The sequence below is a fragment of the Streptomyces synnematoformans genome, from assembly GCF_039531005.1.
GTDB classification, from domain to species: Bacteria; Actinomycetota; Actinomycetes; order Streptomycetales; family Streptomycetaceae; genus Streptomyces; species Streptomyces synnematoformans.
Genome location: NZ_BAAAPF010000245.1, coordinates 1 through 10,782 on the forward strand (window position 1 = coordinate 1; position 10,782 = coordinate 10,782).

10 protein-coding genes are annotated in these 10,782 nt (G+C 73.0%); 4 read left to right on the forward strand and 6 right to left on the reverse strand.

The features are described from left to right. Window positions 1-95: 95 nt before the first annotated feature. The gene (locus ABD317_RS27255; protein WP_344292945.1) at window positions 96-1,619 is read right to left on the reverse strand and encodes a S8 family peptidase; all 1,524 of its coding nucleotides are present in this window, start codon (window positions 1,617-1,619) and stop codon (window positions 96-98) included. A gap of 268 nt (window positions 1,620-1,887) precedes the next feature. Here ABD317_RS27255 and moaA point away from each other — a divergent pair, with 268 nt between their 5' ends. Next, the gene (gene moaA, locus ABD317_RS27260) at window positions 1,888-2,877 is read left to right on the forward strand and encodes a GTP 3',8-cyclase MoaA (protein WP_344292947.1); all 990 of its coding nucleotides are present in this window, start codon (window positions 1,888-1,890) and stop codon (window positions 2,875-2,877) included. A gap of 65 nt (window positions 2,878-2,942) precedes the next feature. On the opposite strand, the gene ABD317_RS27265 is transcribed toward moaA, so the two are convergent. Continuing rightward, entirely contained in the window at window positions 2,943-3,245 is a 303-nt protein-coding gene (locus tag ABD317_RS27265) for a hypothetical protein (protein WP_051438168.1), read from the reverse strand. Window positions 3,246-3,431: 186 nt separating this feature from the next. Then, window positions 3,432-3,827, reverse strand: coding sequence for a DUF3099 domain-containing protein (locus ABD317_RS27270; RefSeq protein WP_344292949.1), 396 nt, complete (start codon window positions 3,825-3,827; stop codon window positions 3,432-3,434). A 174-nt stretch (window positions 3,828-4,001) separates the two neighbouring features. Here ABD317_RS27270 and ABD317_RS27275 point away from each other — a divergent pair, with 174 nt between their 5' ends. After that, on the forward strand, window positions 4,002-4,283 hold the full coding sequence (locus ABD317_RS27275; protein ID WP_344292951.1) for a GlsB/YeaQ/YmgE family stress response membrane protein: 282 nt from the start codon (window positions 4,002-4,004) through the stop codon (window positions 4,281-4,283). 150 nt (window positions 4,284-4,433) lie between these two features. Here ABD317_RS27275 and tyrS read toward each other — a convergent pair whose 3' ends face one another. The 3 genes from tyrS to ABD317_RS27290 all read right to left on the reverse strand — a co-directional run bounded on the left by tyrS (window position 4,434) and on the right by ABD317_RS27290 (window position 8,733). Further along, a complete protein-coding gene (gene tyrS / locus ABD317_RS27280) occupies window positions 4,434-5,711 on the reverse strand; it encodes a tyrosine--tRNA ligase (protein WP_344292953.1) in 1,278 nt (425 codons plus the stop codon). Between the two features lie 77 nt (window positions 5,712-5,788). Further along, window positions 5,789-7,207, reverse strand: coding sequence for a metallopeptidase TldD-related protein (locus tag ABD317_RS27285; protein WP_344292955.1), 1,419 nt, complete (start codon window positions 7,205-7,207; stop codon window positions 5,789-5,791). Then, complete coding sequence (locus ABD317_RS27290) at window positions 7,204-8,733, reverse strand: TldD/PmbA family protein (protein ID WP_344292957.1); 1,530 nt, start codon at window positions 8,731-8,733, stop codon at window positions 7,204-7,206. Before ABD317_RS27290 ends, ABD317_RS27285 begins: the two co-directional genes overlap by 4 nt. A gap of 233 nt (window positions 8,734-8,966) precedes the next feature. Between ABD317_RS27290 and fabG the strand changes: the two genes are divergently transcribed. Continuing rightward, window positions 8,967-9,686: a 3-oxoacyl-[acyl-carrier-protein] reductase gene (gene fabG / locus ABD317_RS27295; protein ID WP_027753475.1), complete on the forward strand. Its 720-nt coding sequence runs from the start codon at window positions 8,967-8,969 to the stop codon at window positions 9,684-9,686. 5 nt (window positions 9,687-9,691) lie between these two features. Then, window positions 9,692-10,459 carry an enoyl-ACP reductase FabI gene (gene fabI / locus ABD317_RS27300; protein ID WP_027753474.1) on the forward strand — a complete coding sequence of 256 codons (768 nt, stop codon included), beginning with the start codon at window positions 9,692-9,694 and terminating at the stop codon, window positions 10,457-10,459. The last annotated feature ends 323 nt before the right edge of the window (window positions 10,460-10,782 follow it).

The window sequence follows — 10,782 nt, forward strand, 5'->3', positions numbered from 1 at the left end:
CGGGCGGCGGCGCCCTGAGGCACCGCCGCCCGGCCGGTGGGGAGGCCCCGCGGGCCGCCCCCGAGCGCGGTCGGAGCTACGTCACCGGCCGGCCCTCACCGCCGTACGGCGTCGTAGGCGTCCACGATCCCCGCCCCGTAGAAGCCGTTGTACCGCTTGCCGCCGGTACAGGTGGAGTCCTCCACGCCGTTGCCGTCCGGGTCGTAGAACTCCGGGCAGCCCGGGTTGTCCGCCTGCGCCTTCAGCATCAGGTGCAGCAGGGTGGGCGAGAGCCACTTGTGCTCGCTCTTGATCAGCGCGGCGACGCCGGCGGCGTGCGGGCTCGCCATCGACGTGCCCTGCAGCCAGCCGTACCGGTTCTCCGGCAGGGTGGACAGGATGCGGCCGTTCTTCGACGGCGTGTCCGGGATCTGGTAGCCGTCGCCGCCGGGCGCGGCGACGTCCACGACCCTCTTGCCATAGCTGGAGTAGTACGACTTGTCGTCGTCCACGCCGGTCGCGGAGACGGTCACGATGCCCGGCAGCTGCGTGGGCACGTCCCAGCACTCGGACGGGTCGATCGTGCGCTCCACCGGCGTGCTGTCGTCGGGGCTGGAGTCGTCCACGATCTCGTCGGAGGCCAGGTCGTCGTTGGAGTTGCCGGCCGCGGCGAGGTGCAGGGTGCCCTTGCCCATGGCGTACTTCGAGGCCCGGTTCACCGCGTCCACGATGGCCCGCTGGTCGGGGTCGTCGAGGCAGTTGTAGAGCCACGGGTCGATGTAGTAGCTGTTGTTGGTGATCTCGATGCCGTGGTCGCCCGCGAAGACGAAGGCGCAGACGACGGCCTCCGCGAAGAACAGCGCGGTGTCGGGCTCGCTCACCTTGAGCGAGGCGACCTGCACGCCCGGCGCGACGCCGGCCACGCCGACGCCGTTGCGGGCCGCGGCGATCTCGCCCGCGACGTGGGTGCCGTGGTAGTCGCCCTGCGGGTCGAAGGGCCGCCAGGCGCCCTCTTCGGTGTCGGCGACGCCGCCGACGCAGCTGGCGGACTGCTCGGCGGAGAAGTTGGCCTTGAGATCGGGGTGCCGGTCGTCCACGCCGGTGTCGATGACGCCGACGGTCACATCGCGGCTGCCGATCGAGATCTTGTGCGCCTTGTCGGCACCGATGGCCGGCAGGTCCCACTGCTCGTTTTCCAGCGGCTCGACGTCCGGGTCCTGCGAACGGGCCTCGGCGGCGCCCTCGTAGACGTCCGGTGCGCTGGTCTCCAGCGTCGCCGACGGCTTCAGCGGTGCGGTGCGGGTCGCGCCCGCGGACTGCACGCCGCGCACGTCGCGCAGCTCCGCCGCGAAGTCCGGGTTGGTGGAGTGGGCGACGAACACGCCGATCTTCTTGTACGTGACGACCACCGAGCCGTCCGCGTCGCCGATCGCGTCCCGCACCCGGGCGATCGTCCTGCGGTCGGTCTTGGTGTTGACCACGTAGGAAAGGGTCTCGTCGGCCGCCGCGGCGGCGCCACCGCCCGGCTCGGGCGCCGACGCGGCGGACGCCGCCCCCGGCAGGAGGCCGAGCGCCGCCGCGAGGGTCAGCCCGAGGGGCACCGCCAGCAGGCGCCGGCCGCGGGGTCGGAGATGAGTCATGGGATCTCCAGATCATCGGTTCGGAAACCGCCGCGGACGGATCCGCGGTCAGGTACACGGCAAGCGAACGTAGCGCTGATCACCCGCGCCCATCAATACATCGCCCTGCAGTGACTTTTGGCGTGTCGGGCACGTCAGGCCCCGTGCGGCCCGGCTGTCACACCCGTACGCGGGCGGCTGCCGCCCCCTGATCTCAACAGAGTGTTGAATGTCAGGGGCCTGACGTAGGCTGCGAAAGGTCAGGTACCGCCGTGGGAGGGCCGTCACCATGCTGCGCGACACCTATGGACGGGTCGCCACCGACCTGCGCGTCTCGCTCACCGACCGCTGCAACCTCCGGTGCACGTACTGCATGCCGGAAGAAGGGCTTCAGTGGCTCGGCAAACCCGAGCTGCTCACCGACGACGAGATCGTCCGCCTCGTCCGCCTCGCGGTCGTCGAGCTGGGCGTGACCGAGGTGCGCTTCACCGGCGGCGAGCCGCTGCTGCGCCCCGGGCTCGTCGGCATAGTCGAGCGCTGCGCCGCGCTGTCTCCCCGGCCGCGGCTCTCCCTGACCACCAACGGCATCGGACTGGAGCGCACGGCCCCCGCCCTCAAGGCCGCTGGCCTCGACCGGGTCAACGTCTCGCTGGACACCCTGCGGCCCGACGTGTTCCACCGGCTCACCCGGCGCCGGCGCCACGGCGACGTGCTCCGCGGCCTCGCCGCCGCCCGGGCCGCCGGGCTGGAGCCGGTGAAGGTCAACAGCGTGCTGATGCCCGGGGTCAACGAGGACGAGGCCCCCGACCTGCTCGCCTGGGCCGTCGCCGAGGGCTACGAGCTGAGGTTCATCGAGCAGATGCCCCTCGACGCGCAGCACGGCTGGCAGCGCGACGGCATGATCACCGCCGGCGAGATCCTCGCCTCCCTGCGCACCCGCTTCGAGCTGACCCCGGAGGGCGCGGCCGCGCGCGGCTCCGCGCCGGCCGAGCGCTGGCTCGTGGCCGGCGGGCCGGCCCGGGTCGGCGTCATCGCCACCGTCACCCGCCCCTTCTGCCGGGCCTGCGACCGCACCCGGCTGACCGCCGACGGGCAGGTGCGCAACTGTCTGTTCGCCCGCGAGGAGACCGACCTGCGGGGCGCGCTGCGCTCCGGCGCGCCGGACGCGGAGGTGGCGCGGCTGTGGCGGGAGGCGATGTGGGGCAAGAAGGCCGGCGCGGGGCTGGACGATCCGTCGTTCGTCCAGCCGGACCGGCCGATGTCCGCCATCGGCGGCTGACGGCGGCGGGCCGGAGCCGCCGGTGCACGGCCGGGGACGGCCCGGCGCGCGGGCGGTGCCGGTTCTCAGCCCCGTTCCGGCCCCGGCCGGTCGCCGGCGTCGTTCCCGGAGTCGTTCCCGGCGCCCTGCTCGGCGTCCCGCGCCGCGCTCTTCTCCGCGTCCTGCCAGTCCGTCAGGGTCACGACCTCTTTGAGAAACCCCCGGACGCCGAGAAATTGGCTGAGATATTCCCGGTGTTCCGCGCACGCCAGCCACGTCTTGCGGCGCTCGGGCGTGTGCAGCTTCGGGTTGTTCCAGGCGAGCACCCACACGGCGGGCGTGCGGCAGCCCTTGGCGGAGCAGATGAGAGCGGGTTCAGCGGTGTCCACGAGGCCCCAGCCTACGACCCGGAAAATGGGCGACGCCGGGCAGCCACGGGGGGAGCCGCCCGGCGTCGGTCCGTCGCTCCGACGGGGGATGCGGAGCGCGTACGAAGTATGTCACGCGGGGCGGCCCGCTCGGCACCGGATCGGCATATTTGATTTGAGGTTTTTCTGAGCTTGCACTCTTGGTGATCAAACGGTCGGCGGAGCGCTATCTCTGGTCGGTGAATCGTGCCCGGCCTGTGCGTGCTCACCCGGGGTTTCGGGCTCCCGCGCGGCCCGCGGCGGCGGGGCGATCACGGCCCGTGGCGGGGCGACGGCGAAGGTGGAGGGAAGTGAACGTACGTTCTCCCGGCCCGCGTTCGCGATGACGACCGCGAAATACGGGATGAACATGCCGAGGACGAGCGCGACGATCGCGACATGCCGCTCGACGTTCCAGAGCAGCGCGGCGCCCACCACCGAGACCGCCCGGACGAGCATGGAGATCACGTACCGCCGCTGCCGGCCGCGTACGTCGTCGTCCAGACTCTGTCGGGCACCGGTGATCCGGAACACGTCGGCATCGCCGTGGCGCTTGCGCTTCACGCTCCACCCCCCTGGTACTGGGTACTTCCCAACGGTACGCCGGGAAGGCCCGTCCCTCGACGCCGGGGCGGCGCACCCCGGCCGAAAACCCGAACGGCCCTGGCCGGAATGCGACCCCCCGGCCGCCGCCGGAAACTGGCACGGCATGCGGACACCGCCGCACTAGGAGGCGACATGAGCTGGCTGTGGGCCATCATCGTGGGCCTGGTCCTGGGCGTCATCGCCCGGGCGATCCTGCCCGGCAAGCAGGCCATTCCCCTCTGGCTGACCACCGCCTTCGGCGTCGTCGGGGCCATCGTCGGCAACGCCGTGGCCTCGGGGATCGGGGTGGACGACACCAAGGGAATCGACTGGATCAGGCACATCCTGCAGCTGGCCGGCGCCGTGGCCGTCGTCGCCCTGGGCACCCCGCTGTACGGCGGAATGCGCGGCCACAAGTACCGCAGCCCCCGCTGAAGCGCTCCGTCCCGCCGCCCCGCGCGCCTGAGGCGGGCACGCGGGGCCGCGGGACGTGCTAAGCCCGCGGGCCGGCCGCCGGCCGGCCCGCGCCCCCGGGCCCGGCCCGTACGCCCCGGCCCGCCGGGTATCCGCCCGCTCATCCGCCGCTCACCCGGCCTCGGGGGCCGCCAGCTCCACCGCGGCCAGGTTGCGCTTGCCGCGGCGCAGCACCAGCCAGCGCCCGTGCAGCAGGTCCGCCGGGGCCGGCACGGCGTCCTCGGCCGCGACCTTCACGTTGTTCACGTACGCCCCGCCCTCCTTGACCGTCCTGCGGGCCGCCGACCTGCTCGGCGCCAGGCCCACCTCGGCGAGCAGCTCCACGACCGGACCCAGCTCGGCCACCCGCACGTGCGGCACCTCCGCCAGCGCCGCCCGCAGCGTCGCCTCGTCCAGCCCGGCCAGCTCGCCCTGCCCGAACAGCGCCCGGGACGCGGCGACCACCGCGGCGCACTGCTCCGCGCCGTGCACCAGCGTCGTCAGCTCCTCCGCCAGCGCCCGCTGCGCGGCCCGCGCCTGCGGCCGCTCCTCGGTCTGCCGCTCCAGCTCCTCGATCTCCCCGCGGCTGCGGAAGCTGAAGATCCGCAGATACTGGGGCATGTCCCGGTCGTCCGCGTTGAGCCAGAACTGGTAGAACCCGTACGGGCTGGTCAGCTCCGGGTCGAGCCACACCGTGCCGGCCTCGGTCTTGCCGAACTTGGTGCCGTCCGCCTTGACGATCAGCGGGGTGGCCAGCGCGTGCACCACGGCGTCCGGCTCGACCTTGTGGATCAGCTCGGTGCCCGCGGTCAGGTTGCCCCACTGGTCGCTGCCGCCGGTCTGGAGCGTGCAGCCGTACCGCCGGTAGAGCTCCAGGTAGTCCATGCCCTGCAGGATCTGGTAGCTGAACTCGGTGTAGCCGATGCCCATATCCGAGTTCAGCCGCCGGGAGACCGCCTCCTTGGCGATCATCTTGTTCACCCGGAAGTGCTGGCCGACGTCGCGCAGGAACTCGATGGCGGTCAGGCCCGCGGTCCAGTCGAGGTTGTTGACCATCCGGGCCGCGTACGGCCCCTCGAAGTCCAGCAGCGGCTCGATCTGGGCACGCAGCCGCCCTACCCACCCGGCCACCACGTCGGGTGCGTTGAGCGTGCGCTCAGCGTCCGGCTTGGGGTCGCCGATGAGCCCGGTGGCCCCGCCGACGAGGCCCAGCGGCCGGTGCCCGGCCCGCTGGATCCGGCGCATCGTGAGGATCTGCACGAGATTGCCGAGGTGCAGGCTGGGTGCGGTCGGGTCGAAGCCGCAATAGAACGTGACGGGCCCGTCCGCGAACGCCTTGTGCAGTGCGTCCTCGTCGGTGGACAGGGCCAGCAGCCCGCGCCACCGCAGCTCGTCGACGATGTCCGTCACGTCTCTCGTGTCTCCTCGAACTCGATCCGTACGCGATCCGTACCGCCCCTCGCGGCTGCGTACGAGGGTAATGGCAGCTACACGCCCCGGCTGACCGAGCTCATGTTGAAGCCCGGGACCCGCAGCGGCGGCATCGCCGCGCGCGTGAACCAGTCGGCGAACTCGCGCGGCAGCGTCCGCTCCGTGGCCCCCGCCTCCGCCGCCCGCGCCAGCAGGTCGACGGGCGACTCGTTGAAGCGGAAGTTGTTCACCGCCCCGGTCACCTCGCCGTTCTCCACCAGGTACACGCCGTCCCTGGTCAGCCCGGTCAGCAGTAGCGTGGCCGGGTCGACCTCGCGGATGTACCACAGGCAGGTCAGCAGCAGCCCCGGGCCGTCGTGCCCCAGGTCCGCGACCATCTCCTCCAGCGACTTCGTGCCGCCCCCGTCCAGCACCAGGTTGTCCGCCTCGGGGGTGACCGGCAGGCCGGTGAGGTCCGCGGTGTGCCGGTTGGTCAGCAGGTGCTGCAGCGTGCCCTCGCGCAGCCAGTCCGTGGGCCCGATCGGCAGCCCGTTGTCGAAGACCGACGAGTCGTTGCCGGAGGCGTGCGCGACGACGAACGGCGCCGACTCCAGGCCCGGTTCCGCCGGGTCGCTGCGCAGCGTCAGCGGCAGGTCGGTCAGCTTCTCGCCGACGCGCGTGCCGCCGCCCGGCCTGCTGAACACCGTGCGGCCCTCGTGCGCGTCGCGGCCGCCGCCGGACCAGAACATGTACACCAGCAGGTCGGCCACCGCGCTCGGCGGCAGCAGCGTGTCGTACCGCCCGGCGGGCAGCTCCACCGCGCGCTCCGCCCACGCCAGCCGCTGCGCCAGCTCCGCGTCCAGCGCGGCTGTGACGTCGGCGGTGACGTCGGTGAAGTCCCGGGTCGAGCGGCCCGCCCAGGCGGACCTCGTCCGGTCCGGGGACTTGGCGTTGACCTCCAGCGTCCCGGACGGCTGGTCGTGGCGCAGCCGCAACCCGGTGGAGGTGCCCAGGTAGGTGGACGTGACCATGTGGTTCGCGAAGCCGTACAGCTGCCGGCCGCCGGACCGGGCGCGGGCGAAGGACTCGCCGAGCGCCGGCGCGAAGGCGGCGAACACGTCGGAGGAGGTCTCGGCGGGCGGCTCGGTGAAGCCGGCCGACTGCGGCACGCCCGCGACCAGCGGACGGGCGTCCTCCGCGGGGCCGCCCTCGCGCGCGGCCGCCTCCGCGGCCCGCACCAGCGGCTCCAGGTCGTCGGCGGTGACCGCGCTGCGCGAGACGACGCCGGACGCCGTGCCCTCGCGGCCGTCGACGGTGGCGATGACGGTGAGCGTGCGGCCGCGCGTCTCGCCGTTCGTCGTCAGCGCGTTGCCGGCCCAGCGGAGGTTCGCGGTCGACTCCTCGTCGGCGATCACGACGCAGCCGTCGGCGCGCGACAGCTCCAGGGCCCGCTCGACGGTCTCGTGCGGCTCGGTCGTCCGGGGCGTGCGCGTCATCGGCCGGCCTCCTGGGTGGTGTTGAGGATGTTGACGTTCCGGAAGAGGGCCGACGGGCAGCCGTGCGAGACGGCCGCGGCCTGGCCCGGCTGGGCCTTGCCGCAGCTGAACGTGCCGCCCAGCACGTACGTCTCCGGCCCGCCGATCGCCGACATCGAGCCCCAGAAGTCGGTGGTCGTCGCCTGGTACGCCACGTCCTTGAGCTGGCCGGCCAGCCTGCCGTTCTCGATGCGGTAGAACCGCTGGCCGGTGAACTGGAAGTTGTAGCGCTGCATGTCGATCGACCAGGACCGGTCGCCGACGACGTAGATGCCGCGCTCCACCTCGCCGATCAGCTCGTCGGTCGTCGGCCCCTCGGGCGCCGGCTGCAGCGAGACGTTCGCCATGCGCTGTACGGGCACGTGGGCGGGGGAGTCGGCGAAGGCGCAGCCGTTGGAGCGGTCCGCGCCGGTGAGCTTCGCGATCCGGCGGTCCGTCTGGTAGCCGACGAGCACGCCCTCCCGGACCAGGTCCCACGACTGCGCCTGCACGCCCTCGTCGTCGTAGCCGATGCTGGCCAGCCCGTGTTCGGCGGTGCGGTCCCCGGTGACGTTCATGAGGCCGGAGCCGTAGCGCAGCTCGCCGAGCAGGTCGAACGTGGCGAAGGAGGTGCCGGCGTACGCGGCCTCGTAGCCGAGCGCGCGGTCCAGCTCGGTGGCGTGGCCGACGGACTCGTGGATCGTCAGCCACAGGTTGGAGGGGTCGACCACCAGGTCGTACGTGCCGGCCTCGACGCTCGGCGCCGCCATCTTCTCGGCCAGCCAGCCGGGGATGCGCGCCAGCTCGGCGTCCCAGTCCCAGCCGGTGCCGGTCGCGTACTCCCAGCCGCGGCCCGCCGGCGGCGCGAGGGTGCGCATCGAGTCGAAGTCGCCGGAGTCCGTGACCGTCATCGCGGTCAGCTCGGGGTGGATCCGCACCCGCTGCTGGGTCGTCGAGGTGCCGGCGGTGTCGGCGTAGAACTTGTTCTCCTGCACGGCGAGCAGCGAGGCGTCCACGTGCGACACCCCCGGCGCGCCGAGCAGCCGCTCGCTCCACCCGGTGAGCAGCGCGGCCTTGTCGGCGTCCGGTACGTCGAAGGGGTTCACCTCGTACGCGGAGACCCACGTCTTCCCGGCGTGCACCGGCTCCGGGGCCAGCGCCACCCGCTCGTCCGCCCCGGCCGCGGCGATGACCCGCGCCGACAGCTTCGCCATCGCCACCGCCCGGGCGGCGACCCGGGCCGCGGCGTCCGGGGTCAGGTCGACCCCGGCGGCGAAGCCCCACGCCCCGCCGTGGACCACGCGCACGGCGTACCCGAGGTCGGTGGTGTCCATGGACCCCGCGGGCCTGGCGTCCCGCAGCCGCAGCGCGGCGCCGCGTACCCGCTCCAGGCGGAAGTCCGCGTGTTCGGCGCCCAGCGCCCGGGCCCGCGCGAGCGCGGCGTCTGCGAGGGCGCCGAGCGGCAACGCGAGGAACTCGTCGTCGATGGAATGGACCGACTTGCTCACGTGCTGCCCTCCGGTCGGTGGTGGGTGTGGTGCCGGGCGGCCGGGTCGGCCCCCCGGCCGATCATGCCCTGAGCGGACGCCCGCTGCCCAGCGGGATTCTGTGAGAACCCCACAAGTGTCCGGTCCGGCCCTGTGTGGGGGGCGGAATGTCCGCGGCACGTCCCGTACCGATAGCTTCTCGGGTGAAGGGCCGCGGAGCGCGTCCGGGGCCCACCGGGAGAAGGGATGGGTCCGTGAGCCGCTCGGTTCTGGTCACCGGAGGCAACCGCGGTATCGGCCTCGACATCACCCGTGCGTTCGCCGAGGCGGGGGACAAGGTCGCGTTCACGTACCGCTCCGGCGAGCCGCCCGCGGCGCTGACGGAGCTGGGCTGCCTGCCGGTGAGGTGTGACATCACCGACACCGAGCAGGTCGACCGGGCGTACAAGGAGGTGGAGGAGCAGCACGGCAACGTCGAGGTGCTGGTGGCCAACGCCGGTGTCACCAGGGACCAGCTGCTGATGCGGATGTCCGAGGAGGACTTCGCCGCCGTCCTCGACACCAACCTCACCGGCACCTTCCGCGTCGTCAAGCGCGCCAACCGCGGCATGCTGCGGGCCCGCAGGGGCCGCGTCGTGCTCATCTCCTCCGTGGTGGGCCTCATGGGCTCGCCCGGCCAGGCGAACTACGCCGCGTCCAAGGCGGCGCTCGTCGGCTTCGCCCGTTCGCTGGCGCGCGAGCTGGGCTCGCGCAACATCACCTTCAACGTCGTCGCGCCCGGCTTCGTCGAGACCGACATGACGCGGGCGCTGCCGGCGGAGCGGCAGGCGGAGATCGTCGCGCAGGTGCCGCTCGGCCGGTACGCGCAGCCGGGGGACGTCGCGGCCGCCGTGCGCTTCCTCGCCTCCGACGACGCCTCGTACATCACCGGAGCCGTCATTCCCGTGGACGGCGGATTGGGCATGGGTCACTGAGCACCATGAGCGGAATCCTCGACGGCAAGCGCGTCCTCGTCACCGGCGTGCTGCTGGAGTCGTCCATCGCCTTCCACGCCGCGAAGCTGGCGCAGGAGCAGGGCGCGGAGATCATCCTCACCGCGTTCCCGCGGCCCACGCTGACCGAGCGCATCGCGAAGAAGCTGCCGAAGCCCACGAAGGTCGTCGAGCTGGACGTCACCGACGACGAGCACCTGGCGCGGATCGAGGGCATCGTGCGCGAGGAGCTGGGCGGGCTCGACGGCGTCGTGCACTCGGTCGGCTTCGCCCCGCCGGACGCCCTCGGCGGCAACTTCCTGCACACGCCCTTCGAGTCCGTCGCCACCGCCATGCACGTCTCGGCGTTCTCGCTGAAGTCGCTGACGATGGCCTGCCTGCCGCTGATGCAGGGCGGCGGGTCGGTGGTCGGGCTCACCTTCGACGCGCAGTACGCCTGGCCGCAGTACGACTGGATGGGCCCGGCCAAGGCAGCGCTGGAGGCCACCAGCCGCTATCTGGCCCGCGACCTCGGCAAGGAGAACGTCCGCTGCAACCTGGTGTCGGCGGGCCCGATCGGGTCCATGGCGGCGAAGTCCATCCCCGGCTTCACGGACCTGGCGGACGTGTGGAACACCCGCTCGCCGCTGGAGTGGGACATGGCGGACCCGGAGCCGGCGGGGCGCGGGATCGTCGCGCTGCTGTCGGACTGGTTCCCGAAGACGACGGGCGAGATCGTGCACGTCGACGGCGGCGTGCACATGATGGGCGCCTAGGGGCCGGCGGCACCGGCGTTCCGTACGGCCGTACGGCGGGCGGGCGGCTCCCCTGGCGGGGTCGCCCGTTCGGCGTATGCCGGTGGGTCGCGGGCGGGACGGCGGCGCACGCTGGAGGCAGTGACCGTCCCCCCGTTGTGCAGCAGCGACGCTCGTGCGCGGCCGCCGGTCCGCCGGCGCGTACGGCCGAGGAGGTTCCGTGGTGCGTGAGGGCCCGCGTCGTCCCGGCCGCCGCACCCGAGGTTCCGCCCGCCGCCGTACGCGCCCGGGCGCGGCGGCCGCCGTGGGCGGTGCGGCCGCGGTGCTGCTGCTGCTGACGTACC